The 19,297-nt window shown below is 41.4% G+C and carries 17 protein-coding genes and 1 riboswitch; of the genes, 10 read left to right on the top strand and 7 right to left on the bottom strand.

Annotation, left to right across the window (positions count from 1 at the left end; translation table 11 throughout):
- Positions 1-2 precede the first annotated feature (2 nt).
- Positions 3-650: a thioredoxin family protein gene (locus tag BIY37_RS07670; protein WP_315850102.1), complete on the bottom strand. Its 648-nt coding sequence runs from the start codon at positions 648-650 to the stop codon at positions 3-5.
- Between the two features lie 245 nt (positions 651-895).
- On the opposite strand from BIY37_RS07670, the gene BIY37_RS07660 reads away from it, so the two are divergent.
- The 4 genes from BIY37_RS07660 (at position 896) to BIY37_RS07645 (ending at position 5,940) form a co-directional block, all read left to right on the top strand.
- Positions 896-1,180 (top strand): hypothetical protein, encoded by a 285-nt coding sequence (locus tag BIY37_RS07660; protein ID WP_070067244.1) that lies wholly within the window; start codon positions 896-898, stop codon positions 1,178-1,180.
- Between the two features lie 173 nt (positions 1,181-1,353).
- The gene (mgtA, locus tag BIY37_RS07655) at positions 1,354-3,894 is read left to right on the top strand and encodes a magnesium-translocating P-type ATPase (RefSeq protein ID WP_080324935.1); all 2,541 of its coding nucleotides are present in this window, start codon (positions 1,354-1,356) and stop codon (positions 3,892-3,894) included.
- A 13-nt stretch (positions 3,895-3,907) separates the two neighbouring features.
- Positions 3,908-4,909 carry a lysylphosphatidylglycerol synthase transmembrane domain-containing protein gene (locus tag BIY37_RS07650; RefSeq protein WP_080324934.1) on the top strand — a complete coding sequence of 334 codons (1,002 nt, stop codon included), beginning with the start codon at positions 3,908-3,910 and terminating at the stop codon, positions 4,907-4,909.
- Positions 4,910-5,172: 263 nt separating this feature from the next.
- A complete protein-coding gene (locus BIY37_RS07645) occupies positions 5,173-5,940 on the top strand; it encodes a SagB/ThcOx family dehydrogenase (RefSeq protein WP_070067243.1) in 768 nt (255 codons plus the stop codon).
- Between the two features lie 98 nt (positions 5,941-6,038).
- On the opposite strand, the gene BIY37_RS07640 is transcribed toward BIY37_RS07645, so the two are convergent.
- Together BIY37_RS07640 and BIY37_RS07635 are read right to left on the bottom strand one after the other, a co-directional pair.
- Entirely contained in the window at positions 6,039-6,869 is an 831-nt protein-coding gene (locus tag BIY37_RS07640) for an ion transporter (RefSeq protein ID WP_070067242.1), read from the bottom strand.
- A gap of 139 nt (positions 6,870-7,008) precedes the next feature.
- Entirely contained in the window at positions 7,009-8,472 is a 1,464-nt protein-coding gene (locus BIY37_RS07635; RefSeq protein WP_070067241.1) for a potassium/proton antiporter, read from the bottom strand.
- Between the two features lie 799 nt (positions 8,473-9,271).
- Here BIY37_RS07635 and rlmN point away from each other — a divergent pair.
- Entirely contained in the window at positions 9,272-10,369 is a 1,098-nt protein-coding gene (rlmN, locus tag BIY37_RS07630) for a dual-specificity RNA methyltransferase RlmN (RefSeq protein ID WP_070067240.1), read from the top strand.
- 495 nt (positions 10,370-10,864) lie between these two features.
- Positions 10,865-11,053: a ferredoxin gene (locus tag BIY37_RS07620; RefSeq protein WP_070067238.1), complete on the top strand. Its 189-nt coding sequence runs from the start codon at positions 10,865-10,867 to the stop codon at positions 11,051-11,053.
- Positions 11,054-11,124: 71 nt separating this feature from the next.
- Here BIY37_RS07620 and BIY37_RS07615 read toward each other — a convergent pair whose 3' ends face one another.
- Positions 11,125-11,262 carry a 50S ribosomal protein L34 gene (locus tag BIY37_RS07615; protein WP_080324933.1) on the bottom strand — a complete coding sequence of 46 codons (138 nt, stop codon included), beginning with the start codon at positions 11,260-11,262 and terminating at the stop codon, positions 11,125-11,127.
- 361 nt (positions 11,263-11,623) lie between these two features.
- Here BIY37_RS07615 and BIY37_RS07610 point away from each other — a divergent pair, with 361 nt between their 5' ends.
- The 4 genes from BIY37_RS07610 to BIY37_RS07595 all read left to right on the top strand — a co-directional run bounded on the left by BIY37_RS07610 (position 11,624) and on the right by BIY37_RS07595 (position 15,758).
- Positions 11,624-11,941, top strand: coding sequence for an HU family DNA-binding protein (locus tag BIY37_RS07610; RefSeq protein ID WP_070067237.1), 318 nt, complete (start codon positions 11,624-11,626; stop codon positions 11,939-11,941).
- Positions 11,942-11,958: 17 nt separating this feature from the next.
- Positions 11,959-12,426: a SoxR reducing system RseC family protein gene (locus tag BIY37_RS07605; protein WP_070067236.1), complete on the top strand. Its 468-nt coding sequence runs from the start codon at positions 11,959-11,961 to the stop codon at positions 12,424-12,426.
- Between the two features lie 69 nt (positions 12,427-12,495).
- Positions 12,496-14,622, top strand: a complete 2,127-nt coding sequence (locus tag BIY37_RS07600) for a serine/threonine-protein kinase (protein ID WP_070067235.1) — start codon at positions 12,496-12,498, stop codon at positions 14,620-14,622.
- A 252-nt stretch (positions 14,623-14,874) separates the two neighbouring features.
- Positions 14,875-14,973, top strand: a riboswitch (cyclic di-GMP riboswitch).
- 59 nt (positions 14,974-15,032) lie between these two features.
- The gene (locus tag BIY37_RS07595; RefSeq protein WP_070067234.1) at positions 15,033-15,758 is read left to right on the top strand and encodes a tetratricopeptide repeat protein; all 726 of its coding nucleotides are present in this window, start codon (positions 15,033-15,035) and stop codon (positions 15,756-15,758) included.
- A gap of 273 nt (positions 15,759-16,031) precedes the next feature.
- On the opposite strand, the gene mscL is transcribed toward BIY37_RS07595, so the two are convergent.
- From mscL to BIY37_RS07585, 3 genes are all read right to left on the bottom strand, one after another.
- Positions 16,032-16,469 (bottom strand): large conductance mechanosensitive channel protein MscL, encoded by a 438-nt coding sequence (gene mscL / locus BIY37_RS07590; RefSeq protein WP_070067260.1) that lies wholly within the window; start codon positions 16,467-16,469, stop codon positions 16,032-16,034.
- A gap of 436 nt (positions 16,470-16,905) precedes the next feature.
- The gene (locus BIY37_RS13475) at positions 16,906-17,058 is read right to left on the bottom strand and encodes a hypothetical protein (protein WP_179129333.1); all 153 of its coding nucleotides are present in this window, start codon (positions 17,056-17,058) and stop codon (positions 16,906-16,908) included.
- 191 nt (positions 17,059-17,249) lie between these two features.
- A complete protein-coding gene (locus BIY37_RS07585; RefSeq protein WP_070067233.1) occupies positions 17,250-19,139 on the bottom strand; it encodes a carbon starvation CstA family protein in 1,890 nt (629 codons plus the stop codon).
- Positions 19,140-19,297 lie beyond the last annotated feature (158 nt).

Genomic DNA, 19,297 nt, shown 5'->3' with positions numbered 1-19,297 from the left:
AATCAATCCTTTACAAATGACACCTTTGTTGCCCAAATACTATGAGAATAATCTTTCTTGATTTTTCTCCACGCATTGAGTAATGCATCCACGTTATGCGATGTCTTATATTCTGAAACACCATACCAATACTGTGCTTCCGGGGCAATATTACTCCTGGGATACCTGTCAACCACGGACTTCAGTAACAAGCTGGCAGTTTTGCAATTCTGCATTTCCAGCGCCATGAAACCTAACCCAAAGTATACTTGTGGTAAAAATTCGTCAGGAGGTAAAAAACCATTGAACCGGTAATATTCGATACCAAGGGGATCTAACACAAGAATTGTTGGTGTCCAAAACACCCGATATTTGCTGGGAAGATCGGAACCGCTCTGCATATTGATTTGCAGGGGGATAAAATTTTTATTGATAAATTCTACTACTGTGGCGTCAGGGTACGTCACGGTACCCAAGGTTTTGCAACCGGTTCAGGTAGGTACAAAGAAGTCTGCCAGGATATTCTTATGCTCAGTTTTCGCCTTTGCAATGGCATCGTCAAGGCTTTTTTCCCATACAATGGCTGACGGTGCATTTTTAGTGTCTGCAGCAATAGCTACCGGGGTGGATACTATAACGAGGGCGAGACAGCCTGCAACATACCGTAACATGATCATCCTCCTTTTTAAATGTGACCTGACAGATAAAATCCTTTTTATTCAATAGCACACTATTTATCTCGTGTCAATAAAAATATACATCCTTTAAGAAACAGGTTACAAGAAGGAGAAGCCCGACGAAGATATTTCACAGAAAAAAATCAGAGGAATAATTCCTGTAGATAAAACGATGAAAGTTTGTTGTAATTATTCCAACGTAATTATTCAGCGTAATTACTCCATTTGCCCGTATCGCTATGGCTAACGGTGGTACTGAACTTGCCGAAAATAAGGCAAACAATTGTCCCCCGCTGGCGGGGGATCAAGGGGATGGAAAAAGAACGTGGATACCATGCGAAAAAACAAAAGCCGATGATGCCAACAATTGCGCTATGAACAAACACAGCCGTTTTGCCGGCTGCTTGCAGAAGAAAGTGTGTGGTATTATCCTGATGATTGTGGAGTGTTTGACACCGTGGGTTGGCACAGTCCACCCCCCTGCGCCCCCGCCAGCGGGGGACATGTCGGGTGCACAATACTGACGAGAGTTTCATGGTTTTTGTTGATTTCTTAACTTACTACGTATGGACTTTACCCACATGCCCTCTATTGGCGGTCATGCAGGGCTCGATTTCGAAAATACGCTGAATAGTTACATTCCAATAAAAAAGAAATTATGGGCATTAAGAAATCAATTTGAATATTATTTATCTTTATGTATTTCCCGGATACAAGTTTACCCTACTGGTGTTTGCCTGTCGATGAAGTGTTAAAGGTTCTGGGAAGTTGCCGTAACGGCCTTAGTATGGCAGACGCTGCGGAACGATTGCAGCATTTTGGTTACAATACCGTTCTCGAACGCAAACGAGGCAGGCTCTTATGGCTATTTTTGAGTCGCTTTCTGAACCCCCTCGTTCTCATTCTAGTGTGTGCGGCATCCCTCGCTGTGGTGCTTCATGATTGGCTTGACGCAACCATAGTGCTGGCCATTATTTTTATCAGTAATGTGTTAAGCTTCTTGCAGGAACGCCACGCTTCAAATGTTGTTGAAAAGCTTCGCCGCCAGGTATCCGCAAAGACAACGGTACTGCGTAATAGTCAAAGGCAAATTATCCCCAGCGAAAACGTTGTTCCTGGTGATATTATTCAGCTTTCAGCCGGCAGTCTGATTCCTGCAGATGGAATTTTACTTGAGGCAAAAGATTTTTTTGTTTCACAGGCATTTTTAACTGGTGAGACTTTTCCCGTTGAAAAGAGCCCTGACCTTGTACCGAAAGATGCAGACCTCGCGGAACGAAACAACAGCGTGTTCATGGGGACATCTGTCCGCAGTGGTACGGCAACCGCACTGGTTGTACGCACGGCTCGTGATACCGTTTATGGTCAGATATCAAGAAAGCTTGTGTTGGGCCGGCTGGAAACGGAGTTTGAGCGTGGGATCAGACATCTTGGCGGATTACTGATTAAAATCATGGTCATCATCGTAGTGGCTGTCCTTGCTGCAAATATCTTGCTTCATCACCCTACGATCGAAATGCTTCTTTTTGCCATGGCTTTAGCAGTCGGATTGACACCGGAGTTACTTCCTGCAATTTTCACCATTACGCTGGCCCGAGGCGCTAAAGATATGGCGAAACATGGCGTGATCGTAAAACGTTTGAATGCCATAGAGAACCTAGGAAGTATGGACGTACTCTGCACAGACAAGACGGGTACATTAACAGAAGGGGTAGTACAACTGGATGACACCCTGGATTTTCAAGGGTTTTCTTCGGATGCTGTATTATATCTGTCCTATCTGAACGCCCGTTTGGAGACAGGACTGGATAATCACCTGGATGCCGCAATCATACGACGTGCCGAGGCTGCCGGTATGAATGTTTTAGACTACCACAAACTCGATGAGATACCCTATGACTTTGTTCGGAAACGATTGAGTATTGTAGTTTGCAAAGAGCAGGACGCTCAGCCTTTGTTAATCACGAAAGGCTCTTTACAGGACGTGTTGGAGGTATGTGACCGTGTTCAAAATGGTGATAATGCTGAAATGCTGGCTGATGAGGCACGATCTCAGATTTTCCGTCAGTTTTTTGATTGGAGCCAGCAGGGTTATCGTGTTCTCGGTATTGCACAAAAGCGTTTACAGGCAAAAGCAAGGTACGAACGTGCCGATGAACAAACGATGGTATTTATGGGTTTTCTGCGATTCTTTGACCCACCTGAGCCGGGAGTGCGGCAGACATTAGAGGGCTTGCGTCATTTGGGGGTAGATCTTAAAATTATTACCGGAGACAATCATCTTGTAGCACGTCATGTGGCTGAAGCGGTTGGTATGAATGTCAATCGTATACTAACCGGGAAAGAATTGTCGAAGATGAAGGATGAAGCGCTATGGCACCTGGCACCGCTGGCAACGGTGTTTGCTGAAGTAGATCCCAATCAGAAGGAGCGTATTATTCTTGCCTTACAGAAGACGGGACATGTCGTGGGATACTTGGGGGATGGTATCAATGACGCACCCGCATTATATGCAGCAGATGTTGGGATCTCGGTTGACAAGGCCGTTGATGTTGCCAAAGAGGTAGCGGACTTTGTGCTTCTTGAGCATGATTTAGAGGTGCTCCGTCAGGGTATTGACGAGGGCAGGCGAACATTTGCCAATACCCTGAAATATATATTTATTACTACCAGCGCCAATTTTGGCAATATGATAAGCATGGCTTTTGCCTCTCTGGTTTTGCCGTTTTTACCGCTCCTGGCAAAACAAATTCTGCTGAATAATTTTCTGTCTGATATCCCGTCATTGGGTATAGCGGGAGACAACGTGGATCGTGAGTGGGAAAGCACTCCGCATCGGTGGAATATACGGATGATTCGCAATTTTATGATTACCTTTGGGTTGATCAGCACGATTTTTGACATGCTCACGTTCTGGGCATTGTTACACCTGGTTGGAGAGGAGCCTGAGTCGTTCCGCACGGGATGGTTTGTTGAATCGCTCCTTACGGAATTATTAATTATTCTGGTTTTGCGCACGTATAAGCCATTCTATAAGAGCCGACCGGGGCGCTTCCTTTCCTATGCAATCCCGATAGTCCTGATTATCACTGTCTTATTACCTTACTTGCCGGTGAATTCCTTTTTTGGGTTCGTACCTATACCGGTACAGGCAATCGTTGTACTGGTCGGAATTACGGTGTTATACGTAGCTATTTCAGAGTTGTCAAAACGCATCTTTTATCGGTCACTTGACTAACCAGGTTCTGTTTATGCCACAGGAAAACGACAATCAGAGTAAAAAGATCCCCTCAAAATCCAGTTCCATAATCAGCAGACTCCGGGTATGGTTTTTAGGCCTGATATTTCTTGCGGGATTGGTTTTATTTGTTAGTCACTTCAGCGAACTGGAACACTTTGCTCAGCTTTTGCGCCAGGCGAAACCCTTATGGCTGATTGCCGGTTTTCTTCTTCAATCGGCAACATACTTCAGTGTTGCAGCAGTCTGGCATCAGACGCTGCGGTATGCCGGCGTACGATACTCTTTATGGTTACTTGTGCCATTGGGGATTGCAAAACTTTTTTCAGACCAGGCCTTACCTACAGGTGGTATGAGCGGGACATTGTTTCTGGTTGCATCACTGAATCGTCGGGGTATATCTAAGTCACTCTGTATGGCTGTTCTTTTGGTCAGCCTCGTGGCATATTACCTGTCATACCTTCTTGCCGTGCTTGCAAGTATTGCATTGTTATGGTTTTGTCATGATTTACGGGCGTGGATCGTGGCTGTCACCGTTATATTCTGCATAATTGCCGTGGCGATTCCTGCAGGAGCTCTGTGGTTGAGACACCGGGGGAACCAAACAGTTCCTGGGATTTTGATGCGTATTCCGGGCTTAACTGCTGTATTAAATGCTCTTGGTGATGCGCCCGGTTACCTGCTGAAAAGTCCTGCGCTCATAATAAAAACAACTTTATTTCAGGGAACTATTTTCTTACTAGATGCTTATACCCTGAATGTCATGCTGTATGCCATTGGGCAGGACACCTCATTTCTGGTAGTGTTCGCGAGTTTTGTTATAGCCTCGATGGTTGCAACGCTCGGTCCGGTTCCTCTTGGGCTGGGAACCTTTGAGGCAACATGTGTTGCGATGCTTACTATGCTTGGCATTACTTTAGAGGCGGCATTTACAGCAACGTTGTTGTTAAGAGGATTTACGCTATGGTTACCCATGTTTCCCGGTTTGTGGCTGACAAAGCGGGAACTACAATGAAAATACCTGTTTAATTTAACATGTGAAATTTCAATCTTGTTGCAGAACCAGAATATTTGCTGCCAAAGATATAAGACCGCATTCAACTTAAAATCAACAAATACGTTGGTGCTGTGTGTACCCCTAAAGAAAATCGCAGATGGCCTAAGCTAATTATAATAGCATTCTTTTATAGATGTAGGGTATCCTTTTGTAAAGAGAGGCGACTGGTGTTTTATACGGTGTGATATAAATGCATTTAATAAGAAATAAGGACGAAAACAATGGATAAAGATTTGATAGCACAGTACCGATACTTTCTCAAAGATAGCATCCGGAAAGAAATCGATTTTTCACAAACAGACCAAAACAGGGACATTGATATTCCACCCATCGAAAAGCCCTGCCGGGCGGATGCCATGCGAATTGACCTTGTGAAACCTGATTCGTGGAAAACCATTGGCAGGATTGATCTCGTTACAGCGATCATGAACCGGAAAAGCCGAAGGGCATACACCAAAGAGCCTCTTACGCTGGAAGAAATCTCCTTTCTGCTCTGGACAACCCAGGGAGTAAGAGCGGATGTTATGGACGGGCATGCGTATCGTGTGGTACCCTCAGCAGGATGCCGCCATGCCTTTGAAACATATCTGGTCGTACTTAATGGCAAAGGGCTGGATCAGGGGATCTACCGGTATCTTCCGCTTTCTCACCAATTGCTCTTTGAATTTTCCGAGGAACACCTTGCCAGAAAGATTGTTAATGCCGTTTTCCGGCAGCCCTGCCCGGGGAATGCATCGGTGACTTTTATTTGGGCGGCTATTCCTTACCGGATGGAGTGGCGCTACCACCTGGCGGCCCATAAGGTTATTGCTATCGATATAGGGCATGTGTGCCAGAATCTCTATCTTGCATGCGAGGCAATCGGCGCAGGGACGTGCGCCATTGCTGCCTATGACCAGGAAGCTCTGGACCAGCTACTCCGGATTGATGGAAAAGACGAATTCGTCGTTTATCTGTCACCGGTAGGCAAGGTGCGAAATTTAACGTGAAAGCAGAATTGTTTCGCTGATAATTCCCTGAAAGACCGTTTCCGCAAAAACTTGTCCGCAAATACTTTTCTATCATGTAGTTCATCCGATAAATTCACCTATTCAGTGTTCTGAGACCTTTCCGGTGGTTCACTTATATCTTTCCCACAGTGTGGGCACAAATCTCTTTTACCATGCTTTCTCTGAATTTCTCTGGTGAAACCAGAGGTCAGAATTCCTGCGGGTATTGCAATTATTCCAACCCCCAGAATAGCTACTATTGCACCAAAAAACTTTCCCAGGGGAGTTATCGGATAAATATCACCATAGCCAACGGTGGTTAAGGTGGCCACGCCCCACCACATGGTCGCCGGAATACTGGAGAATGACTCGGGTTGGACGGTATTTTCAACAAAGTATATGAGGCTTGAGGCAACTACCAACAGAATCAATACCGTAAATAATGCTATAAGGAGTTCCTCCTTTTTTTCCTTCAGTACGTTTTCCAGTGTCCGCAGAGACTCGGAATATCGCCCCATTTTTAAGATTCGGAGTAACCTGAAGAGCCGTAATGCCCTTATAATACGTAAATCACAGGGAAGTATCATGGGTAAATAAAAGGGTAAAATAGCCATCAAATCCACGAGAGCAAAAGGAGTTACTGCATATCGGACTCTTCCTCCAACAGCGCTCTTAAATCTGCCATCAGCAGTACAGGTCCACAGGCGTAAAAAATATTCAAGAGTAAATATTATTATAGAAAATGTTTCAAACATCTTAAATAAGATCTGGTATCGGGATGAAAAGCCTTCCACTGTTTCCATAATGGCGACAAATACGTTAAGTAAAATCAATGTTATAATGCACACATTGAACACTCTGGCGGATGCATCATCTTCTGACGTCTCATTTAAAATATTCGATATTCTGTTTTTTGTTTTTTGTATCATTTTTTTCTCTGATCATAGAAAAAAATCTAATATTTGTGCATATTTTAATGCCTTCTTACAGTTTGATTGAATGCACCAGGCGCTAAATGACATGCTGTCAACATCATAAAAGACTTAAGGGTTTTTAGAACATTTTTCTTCATTCTTTTTTAAGACGCGACAGCGTTTGTTGAAAGGCCAAAAAATCGGCCTTATTTGCTAATACCAGCAAAACATCACCACTTTCTATGATTATATCTCCTGATGGTATAACAAATTTACCTCCTCTGCCAATAAGCATGATAAGGCATTTCTCGGGAATGTCTAAATCGCCAATCATTTTCCCCACGACCTCTGAGTCAAATGGAACAATAACATCTATCATTTCGGCATCGAGAGCCGCTGTTTTTTCGAATTCAATGGGGTAATTCGTCTGGTTGGCCAGGGGAACGCCCAGCTTCAATATTTTGGAAAGGATCGGAATTGACGTTCCCTGGATAAAAACTGACATAATAACGACAAAAAAGACGATATTAAAGATCGTATCTGCTTGTGGGATACCTGCCACAAACGGAAATGTTGCCAGAATAATCGGAACCGATCCACGAAGACCAACCCAGGCTACCATAACTTTCTTTCGCATATCCATCTTAAACGGCAACAAACATAACAATACGCTAACCGGCCGGGCAATCACCATGAGAAGAAACGTTAGCAAAAACCCCGCCCCTATCAGGGGTGCTATATGCGAAGGAAAAACAAGTAAGCCCAATGTGACAAACATTACAATTTGAGCAAGCCAGGCCAAACCATCGTGAAATCTTATGATCATCTTTTTATTTGGAAACTCTGACTTTCCCAGCATCAGACCGGCAACATATACAGCAAGAATTCCGTTACCATTCAGAAAAAATGCAATCACGTACGTCAAAAGCACGAATGAAATCATCATTACCGGATAGAGTCCCTCATATCCCAGTTTCAAACGAATAATGAAGAACAGAATAAATTTCGACATAAAATAGCCTATGAGGGCTCCCACACTCATATCCAGCATAAATTTGGGAATCAAAGCGATAACGCCCACATTTTTCACCGTCAAAACACTGATAAATCCGATCGTTAAAAAAATGGCCATCGGGTCATTGCTGCCAGATTCAAACTCAAGCAGTGGCTTTAAAGGCGGCTTCAGACTTATTCGTTTAGACCTTAAAATGCTGAATACAGCGGGAGCATCCGTCGAAGAAACTATGGAGCCAAGCAGCATTCCTTCCATGAGAGAAAATTTCAGGATATAAACGGCGAAGAGCCCCGTAAAGATTGCCGTCATTAAAACCCCTGCCGTCGAAAGAACGGCCCCGGGCAAAATAACCGATTTGGTGTCCTTCCATTTGGTATCAAACCCTCCGGAAAAAATAATAAAGATGAGGGCTACAACACCAATAGACTTGGCTAACTGCGCATTATCAAAATATATGCCTCCTATTCCTTCTGAACCTGCAAGCATCCCGATTGTCAAAAACAGCAACAAGATAGGAATTCCGAACTTATCAGAAAGTTTGCTCGAAATAACGCTCACAAATATCAGCACTGCAATCAGTAATAAAATGTTTTCAATGGTCATGCAAAACCATCCCTTTTTTTGGTCAGATTTATTTCCTTTAGTTAGAAATAGGTCTTCCAGTTTTGTGTGGCAAGGTGCTTTCTTTTGAAATATTTATGCTTAAATCCTGCAAACATGGCAGAGTATTGTTGCAGGAACAGGCCGAAAGTGGTAGAATCTCCCGGATATTTCAAGGCCTTTTAAGATAAAAATACCGAAAAGACGGTTCGCCTTTTCCATGAAGAATATAGCACAAAACGAGGAAGGAAAACAATCGAAAATCAAGACGAAGATATGTGGGAAGGGATAAATGGTGTATGCAGGGCTGTTCCCGGCTGTTACCTTTAAAAACGAGGAGACAGAAATCGTATCATCCCGTAATAACGTTTGTGACGGAGACGAAAGAGATATTGCATCGCTGGTTTCGTTTACATAAGCATTTCTGTTATGTTACAACCAGGAGGGTATGTCCGGTAGAAGCTCATAGTTTGTATGGAAATAGAGCAAGTTGTGAGACCTAAATAGAAGGGTGTACAAACCAGATGAATGGGAACAACTTGACCACGTCTGAGTATTAATAAATACAGCGCTGGGTAACAAGGAAACCACAAAAAATTAAAGTTTATCATTGATTTTTGTTGGGTAAAGCTATTGCTGGAGGTCGATTTTCGTCTAACGAAAATCCTCTGCGGAATTTGGGTGCTATACTATATTATTTGAATATTAAATCTTTGATTTGTTATTTTCAAGCAGGATGGAATATGGATTTTCGTAAAGAGGTACCCCGAAATTGTCATTGATACAAGAGCAAAATATTATTATGGAAAAAACAGAGAATCATTCAATTACCGATATGTCGTTGGCTGAAATAACGGCATTGTGCAACAATTTGGGTGAGCCTGCCTACCGGGCAAAGCAAATACTTTCCTGGGTTTACGAAAAAGGAGCAACGATCTTCGACCAGATGACGAATTTGTCCAAAAATTTTCAAAAACAACTTGCTGAACAGTGTCAGGTTTTACAAACGAGAGTTGATTCCGTTACACAAACTGGATATGACACCGAGAAATTGTTAATTCATTTATACGATGGGAATATAATCGAGTGTGTCCTTTTAAGAGAGGGCAAAAGGATTACAGCATGTGTCTCAACTCAGGTAGGATGTGCCATGGCATGTCAATTCTGTGCAAGCGGTCTCCTTGGTCTGAAAAGAAACCTTACCGCCGGTGAAATTGTTGAGCAAATCCTTCATGTGAAAAACCATCTTCTTTCCGGCGAGCATCTTACAAATGTCGTCTTCATGGGTATTGGCGAACCGCTTGCAAATTATGATAATGTGGTCAAGTCCGTAAGAATTATGAATGCTGAATGGGGATTGGGGATTGGTGCGCGTCATATTACTATTTCGACGGTTGGCATTGTTGACGGCATACGCCGGCTGGCACAGGAACGGCTCAAGATAAATCTTGCAATATCCCTCCACGCATCTGATGATATTACAAGGTCAAAGATTATCCCCATGAATAAGAACACAGGAATAAAGAACCTTATTGCTGCCGCCTGGGAATATTTTGAAATTACAGGAAGGGACGTCAGTTTTGAATATATCCTGATCAATGGTATCAATGCATCGAAACAGGATGCTGAGTCTCTTGCACAGTTGCTCAAGGGTATGCAATGCAATATTAACGTTCTCCCGGTAAATCCCGTCGAAGAATTTCACTGGAGGCCGCCTTCCGAGGGAGCAATTGAAATATTTTGTAATATATTACAAAAACACGGTCTTGTTGTTACTATTCGGAAAAAAAAAGGCAATCACATCAATGCGGCATGTGGTCAGCTTCGTTTGCAGAAGGAAAAATTTCATGGAAAAGGAGGGGATATTTTGTTAAATAAACTGGTGGGAAAAAATAAGTGAAGGCATCCTTTACAGGTAAGCATTGATTCAGGCCTAATGTCCGCAACCTCTCCACGGCAATCGAAAAAAGAACCGACAGGGGACATTCCTATCGCAGGTCGTATAAAAACTGAACTCATAGACGTGCTCAGAAAAACGGTTGTGATGGCAGCCAACAAAGCTACTCTCTGAAGAATTGCAGGAATGCTGATAACAGGATTGGCATCTGTGAAATAAAGTATACCCACGCCGGGAACGGCGTAGCCAAGAGCATGATTTATTCTGTTTAAAAAAAGGCTGCCAGACAAGACTGCCGCGGCATATCCAATGAATGTTGGCATAGAAGGCATTAAAGAAGCACCGGATCGGGTTTTAACACTTAAAATGTTTGTTGAGTTTTAATTCTAAATCATTTATAATTTCCGAGGAAAGGAGGGGTTAGCAGCAATATTTGACATGTTCATTTTTCATGAGAATTTAATACGTTTTAAGAAATGAAGAATAAGGAGACTGATTATGCGAGCAAAAGTAGATCCTGATATTTGCACGGGCTGTGAACTATGTGTACAAACGTGTCCAGATGTTTTCTATATGAAGGGGGATGTTGCTGAAGCAAAAGATGCTGATGTATCTTCTGAAAATGAAGACCTTTGCAGACAGGCTGCCGAAGAGTGCCCAGTAGAAGCGATTGTAATTATCGATTAATTAAGCTGCAGGAAAACAAAAAGACCTTACATATTTTTAGAATCATATGTAAGGTCTTTTTATGTTTGATATTAAACATCGAGGAGCGGCCTTCTGCCAATTCTCCTTCTTCTCTTTATGATCGCACGCCCACCCTTTGTGCGCATTCTTTTTCGGAAGCCACACATTTTTTTATGTTTTATAGAACTTTTTCTAATATTTACTTTCATACTTTTCTAACTCCTTAAAATTTTTTAAGCGGCTCAATTAAAAAACTCGATCGTATGAGTGTACAATATAATATTTATTAATTTTTTGTCAAGATATTTTAAAAGGCTATTAAGCCATGATGCTTTTTATATCTTAAATTTAGATCCTGAAAAGTGTTAAAATCGTATTGACATTAATCTTTTGAATTGATAATATGTCGCAACTAATCATAAACATCATGCCTAGAAGTTAGTTAAGACAAGCAAAGATTTTTCTTTTTTTCTGAAACAAGGAGGTGATATTTTACTTTAATTTGCCAACCATACTGATTTCCACAAGGCTACCACCAACATATTCCATAGTTAGAAAAGGAGAATTGTAATGCAAACAACGACAAAAAGGGATCTATGCGAGAAAATTGCCCGAAGAACAGATAATACCCACATGGTCGTAAAGAAAACAATCCAAATGTTTTTGGATGAGATTATTAGTGAGCTTGCGCAAGGCAATCGTATTGAATTACGTGATTTTGGGGTTTTCGAAATACGGCAACGTGCAGCACGAAAGGCAAGGAATCCGCGGACCGGTGAGGTGGCTTTTGTACCGGCAAAAAATGTAGTAGTATTCAAAGTTGGGAAATTGATGCGGGAAAAGGTTGGTAATCCCACCCAGGCACAACAACCTTCCCAAGGGGCTTAAGGTAGTGGTTGCCTGACATGTTTAAGCAAAAAAAGGTTGTTGAAAATGGGATTATCAAGTATATTGATGGTGGTCGCGCAACCGTGGAGGTAATACAACAGAATTTACAGGAATGTAAAAGTTGTAGCGGTTGTGTGGAGACAGGAAACAAACGCAATTTTTTTGAAGTCGATGTACTTCCTGGATTGCATGTAGGGCAGCGGGTAACGTTTCAAACAATCACACATTCTCCTTATAAAGGCATGCTTCTCATTTTCATTCTTCCTCTTATCAGCCTTGTGGTTGGCAGCCTAATAGGGCAAAAATTTCGCTTTCTCTATCTGAATTCGCAAGATGTCAGAATGATATGTTGCGGTTTCATGTTTTTTATATTGTCTATTTTAGTAGTAAGTATTTACGAAAAAATGACAAGAAACAAGAAACAAATACATCGAGAAATCATTTCTACAGATACTCAAAATGATGTTACCCTAACGCCGGGCTAAGTAGTCAAGTCTTAATTAAATTTCTCTGAATTCTATATCTCGCATTAACCTTTTCACCAGAAAATAGCCATGGAAAGCAGATTAGATTTAGATACAGAATTTGGAAATCTTGCCATTTCTGAAGGATTCATAACGCCCGATCAGGTGTATACCTGCCAGCGCATTATCGACACCTTCGAGGATGAAGACCCCCGGAAAAGCCTTGATGTCGTCATGGCAGAACGCGGGCATATTACATTGGAACAAAGGGGATGCCTCCTAAAGACTCTTGGGATCACCATTGTTTTCTGTCCACATTGCAAAAAAGAATTCAAAAAAACGGATGCCGATCTTCAGGAAGTCATGTATTGCAAATACTGTGACAGAAGTTTTGAATATCAAAATATTAGTGCGATGGAGACACTTCAAACATCGATAACATCCGGTAAAACGTTGGCTGCTTTTTACCAGCAGACATGCGATTTTTATATCGGTAAATTATTAGGCGGAAAATATGAAGTTGTAGAAAAAATTGCAGTTGGGGGCTGGAGTACCATTTATAAGGCAAAAAGAAGGATGCTGAATATTGATAATATTGTCGCAGTGAAAATATTACATATAAATTTAAGCGATAATCACCAGGATATTAAAAGATTTTATAATGAAGCCGCAACTATTTGTGAATTACACCATCCCAATGCTATTCACCTGTACGACTTTGACCGAGATGTAACTGGCACAATTTACATGGCAATGGAGTTTGTCCACGGCAGGAATTTAAAGGAAATTATAAGAGATCATGGGCCATTCAATGTGGAAAGAATGTTGCATATTATTTTCCAGGTGTGTGATGTAATAGCGGCAGCTCATAAACACCCAAAAAAGATCATACATCGGGATATTACCCCTCAGAATATCATGTTGTCTCAGGTCGGAGAGTTAGATGATTTTGTAAAAGTTTTAGATTTTGGAATAGCAAAACTTTGGTCACATGACAATGTGTCTCTCACCGGGAGTATTATAGGTACACCTCTTTATATGGCACCCGAACAATGGAGAGGCGCATGTGATGAAAGGACGGATATCTATTCTCTGGGAATTATTATGTATGAAATGTTAACCGGAGAGACTCCGTTTCATGGGGACCAAATAGTCTTAATGAACAAACATTTGAATGAAAAACCGACTCCTTTCCGGAAGTTAGGTAAGAAAGTAGAAATCCCAAAATACATTGAATACATTATTTTTAAATGTTTAGAAAAAAATAAAGACAAAAGACCCCGATCCGTAGATGAACTGAGGTCGTTATTGCAAAATGAGAAAGGCGATACAAGGTCAATGTTTGCAAAGTATTCCAATCGCCCGGTACTCGTCATGATACTGATCTCCCTAATAATCCCTTTATCACTTTACAAGTTTTATTGGCCTCGATGGCAGACGGAAAATACTCCCTCGAATAACATACCTCTTTATAAGGCACCTTTTCAGAAAACAGATGCATTTCAAAAAAATGATATTGGTACTAAACAGGCGATTTCGGATGATACTATAAAAATATTTTCAAACAAAAAAATTGATGCAGACAACAAATTCTATAACATCGACACCAGCAAAAGATCAGTTCTAACTCCACAATATCGGACTGATAACGGTTCCAATCATATATCGGTAAAAAAGGACCAGAACAATAATTCTCTTAATAAAATTGTTGATGAAGTTCAGAAATATGCCATCATTAGAGATCCTAAAGAAACGGTGCCAGACAAGAAAGAAATAATAAAAAATGAAATACAAAGGTGGTTACAGGAGTATAAAAAAGCATGGGAAAAGACGGATATTGAAGCATTAAAAGAAATAGGACATATATCTTCAGAAAAAGAGGAAAAGAAGTTGCAGAAGTATTATTCGTGTGTTCGTGATATTACTGTTTCTATTCGAAACGAAGTAATTGATATTGATGAGGATAACAACCAAGCGGTTATTAGCTTCGACCGAGAGGATGAATGGACAGACGAACGTGGCAAACGGCACAGAAAAGTTTTACCAAAAATAACCAAAATACTTCAGAAAGAATATGGCACGTGGAAGATCACGAACAAGACAGACAAGATGAGTAAACTAAAACTAATATGTAAAAAATATAAAGATATTTTGAATGACATTACGGTAAGATGCGGTGATTTGGTAAAGCAAATCAATAATCATTTTAAAAAATGAACAAAGCCGTACCATATAATATTATGTGCAAAAATATTTTTTTGTGAGTTTTTACAACCTCTCTTAATCGTTTGACTACGCTGATAACGAAAATTTTTAAATAAGAGACCCTGTAGCTGTTTTGTAGTAATATAATGTATAGATATAGGTTATGTTAGCAAACTAATCAAAGCATTAAGAACACATGATAAAACAATCGAATTTTTACTTGACAAAAAAGACTCTTAATGTCATCCTAATAAATATTTCATATACCGATAAAGGCAAACCTTGAGCGATCAGGGGGCGCAAAGTAAAGGGTCTTAGTCTTACAGGGAAGTAAAGGCAAGAAAAGATAGCCTTACTGCCGAAGATGGGTAGAACTTACATCTTTTGCAGTAAGGCTTTTTTTATTGAAAGGAGTTTTATCTATGCGGTTGATATTTTCCATAGCCGTTGTTTTTGGTATTGTCGTTCTAGCCCACTATCCTTCTTTTGCAATCGAAAAGGTTGAGGGGATTTCCAATCCAGACCAAAGCATCTATGATTTAAGCGAGCGGGTGCTTCAGGATTTGGAATGGCAATATGATACAGAACAGTTAAGGGAGTGTATGGGATTTTACATAGATAACCAGCAGTTTGATAGCCCTCAGGGAAGTTATAACAATGCAATTCGCATTGGTTATCAAATTGTTGCTATTAATCACAAAGATATTGATACCTATACTACCATGGCTTGGTTGTTGTGGTCTAAATGGGTATCGTGGACAAAAAATCCAAACCGAATGCCCGACGGTGAGGGAAAAGCAGACCAAGCTGTTGAACTTCTGAATTGGGGCGAAAAATGGAACCAGAAATCTGTACGTTTTTATAAAGAATCAGCAGATACTATATGGCCACTGGCGAAATACCATCGGACCGACTTCTATAAATTCGTAATCGAAAATTACCGAAAGGCAGAGCTTTTGTCAGGCGCAAACGACCTCAGTAAGGTTCGCATCCGTTTGAATCTTGGTCATGCCTACCGTCAAATTCGTGAGAAAAAAACTGCCATCTATTGGTACAAAAAAGTTCTTGAGATCGCTCCAACCAATGAAACCGCTATCCGTTATCTGGCACATTTGGAAAATGAACCTGATAAAAAAAATATCTATTAAGATGAATGTGTTATCTTGTTACACAGTAAACGCAATACAAGCAAGTGTCATTGCAAGGACGGCAGCCCAAAGCAATCCGGACACGGGAGATTGCTTCGCGGAGTTTACACAGAGCAATGCGAATGTACTCGCAATGACAACGTTCTTTTTGCATTCACTATAGTTATTTTTTTAATCCATCGTTAATGAGAAAACGGCCTTGTTTAATAAAGATAAATGTGCATCCGATATTTTGCCGCAACTCGTGGATTAACCTCGCACAGCTTTACTCTTTTATGCCTTCAATTCAGAAGTGCAAAAGGGACACCGGGTAGCCTTTATCGGAACAGGGGAGATGCAGAATGAGCATTCCTTTGTTTTTGCCGGTGCAGCTACGGGTTTTGGTTGTGTGACTTTGTTTATAACCCGGATTAACATGAAAATGGCGAATGCCACGATAAGAAAATCAATAATGGTATTGATAAATGCCCCATAACCGATTGTTGCAACCCCTGCAGCTTGTGCTTCTGCACGACTGCCATAATGTGTACCTGATAGATTAACAAAGAGATTGCTGAAATCTACCCTCCCCAGGAGCAAGCCAATGGGAGGCATGATGACATCATTAACCAGTGAAGTAATGATCTTACCAAAAGCAGCACCTATGATAATACCTACTGCCATATCGAGTACGTTGCCACGCATGGCAAATGCCTTGAATTCTTTTAAAATAGACATCTTTCTCTCCTTTCCTAACGACAGATTATAACTGACGGAACGATTGGGTACGACACCCACAAGAGCCGATACCTTTAACGATTTCTGCTAGCCCTGACATTTATTGTAAATCCTGAGCATACTGCAGGAAAAACTATTACGTCAATACTTCTTTTGGTAAAAATTTTATAAGATATACAAATTTTCAACGTTGTCCGGTTAGAAATTTGCTGGTACGGTTTTGTCATACCCGAACGCTTTTATCGGGTATCCAGTGAACCCAGAACTTTCTGGATTCCCGCTAAAAACATGCGGGAGTGACCTCTCGAGAGCAATAAAACAAGACACACAAATTTCTAACCGGACAACGCTTACAAATTTTTAGATTGTGAAAATTCCTGAGGAAAGCCATGAGTACATAAACTTCTTCTCTTGGAGTTTATAAACAGATTCATGATTTTTTTGCTCCCCGCAATGAATCGTCCCATATGTCCCGCTTTAGCGCATCAAGCGTGGTTTTAACGGCAATCTTTTTGTCGTCATTATTTCCTCTAAGAATAGATATAAGCTTGTTAATATACTTTTGTTCTTCGGGTGAGTACATAAAATCGCTGTTCTCCTTTTTGGTAATAAAAAATGTATTATACGCAGATTTTTATTGAGAATGCAAATTCATTTTGTTCTCCCTGTTGTTGCTGTGAATAATGCGTTTAGGGTGTATTTCCCTGTTGATCATCAAAATCCATGGCCACTTCCATAATTCAAGCCGTTACGAGTCATAAACATCCGGCGTTATCAATCTTTTTTTATGAGACAACCATACCATTTATAGAATGAATCTAAAAGAACGATGATGGCAAGGATTGCCATTATAACAATGAGTGCTGCATCGAGTTTACAGGTAAAGACGTCCCCCGGCAAGTTTGATGATGCTGCTTTCTCAAGAAAGACAAAAAGGAGTTGGTAAGATGCCACAAAGGTTGTTACGAACATAAATACCATGGGCAGAAATGTTATCCATACATATTTGATTTTGTTCATCTTTATGATTATGGTTGTACCAACACAGAAGGCAATTGCCGCTAATAGTTGATTTGCAACGCCAAACATCGGCCAAATCGTTGAAATGCTCCCCGTATAGATAAGATAACCCCATGCGCCGACTACCAGAAGGCTGGATACGACCGTCCCGGGAATCCAGCTTGTTTTTCCCAAAGGTTTGTATGCATAACTACCCAATTCCTGAAGAATAAACCTGGCCACTCTTGTCCCTGTATCAATGGTAGTGAGAATAAAGAGCGCCTCGAACATAAGTGCAAAGGTATACCAGTATGGCATGAGGGATTTCATACCAGGAAGACTTGAGAAGAGTGAAGCCATACTAACCGCAAGAGAAACAGCTCCACCTGGTCTTCCCGCAACATCGACGCCCACATTTTCGGAGAGTTGAAAAATTTTGTCTACCGGAAAACCTAATTCTGCCAAAACGTCAAACGAAAGATTAGTATTGATTGCAAAGTAGTCCCCCGGTATTAGTATCGTTGCTGCAATAAGTGCAATCACGGAGACGAATCCCTCTACCAGCATAGCGCCAAAACCAATCATCTTTATCTCAGACTCATATTCAATCATTTTGGAGGTAGTGCCTGACGAAACGATGGCGTGAAATCCGGATATTGCCCCGCACGCAATGGTGATAAACATAAAGGGGAATAAAGTTCCTGGTATTATCGGACCGCCACCATGAATAAATTTTGTAACAGCAGGCATACGGATGGAAGGAGTAAGAAATATCACTCCCAAGGCAAGAAGTAGAATCGTACCGATCTTCATATAGGTGGAAAGATAATCCCGGGGGCAAAGGAGCATCCATACGGGAAGAACTGACGCGGCAAACCCATAGAATGCCATAAGGCCGATAATGAGATTTCTGTCCAGGTTAAAATATGGTTCAAAGGGAGAACCGGGGATGTATCTGCCAAAAAAGATCGCTAATACAAGGAAAATCACCCCGACAATACTGACTTCTGCCACTTTTCCATATCTGATTTTGTATAGATACAAACCCATAAACAGCGCTATAGGTATTGTTGCAGCTATCGTGAATGTTCCCCAGGGACTGTGAGAAAGAGCATTGACAACTGCAAGCCCCAGTCCTGCCAGGGCAACAATAATGATGAAGAGAATCGCTATTGCTGCGGTGACTCCGGCAACCAGACCAACTTCATCTCTCGCAATCTGCGCCAGTGATTTGCCGTTTCTCCTGACAGATGCAGCAAGGATGACGGTATCATGGACAGCGCCACCTACAGATGCCCCTATCAGTATCCACAAAAAACCAGGGAGATAGCCGAATTGGGCTGCAAGAACCGGCCCTATCAGGGGACCAGCCCCGGCGATTGCAGCAAAATGATGGCCAAAAAGTATCCATTTATGAGTAGGATGATAGTCTCTGCCGTCACACAACCGTCTTGAAGGTGGTATCCTGTTGTCATCAAGATTCAGTACCTTTGTTGCGAGAAATGCAGCATAAAATCGGTAGGATACGATAAAGCAACAGACCGCGGCGAGGATAAGCCATATTGCGTTAACTTTCTCTGCAGGCCGGAATATTTGGGTAATCACCCCCATCGCATATGCACCCGCAACCGCCGGTATAACGAAAATAATAGTTGACACTTTCATATTAAAACGACTGTTCGGTGCTAGATCAAAGACTTCTTCTTAATCATTTGCGGTACTTTTACCTGGACTCACGTTGTGGATTGATATCGAATACTCTCTGTGCAAAAGAAGATGTGCTGCGTGGTTATCAAAGTTACGGCAATTTAACAGATGTGAAC

The organism is Candidatus Brocadia sapporoensis, from assembly GCF_001753675.2.
In the GTDB taxonomy this organism is placed as follows: Bacteria; Planctomycetota; Brocadiia; order Brocadiales; family Brocadiaceae; genus Brocadia; species Brocadia sapporoensis.
The sequence above is the reverse complement of the archived record's forward strand: the minus strand, read 5'-3'. Positions and strand labels throughout refer to the sequence as shown.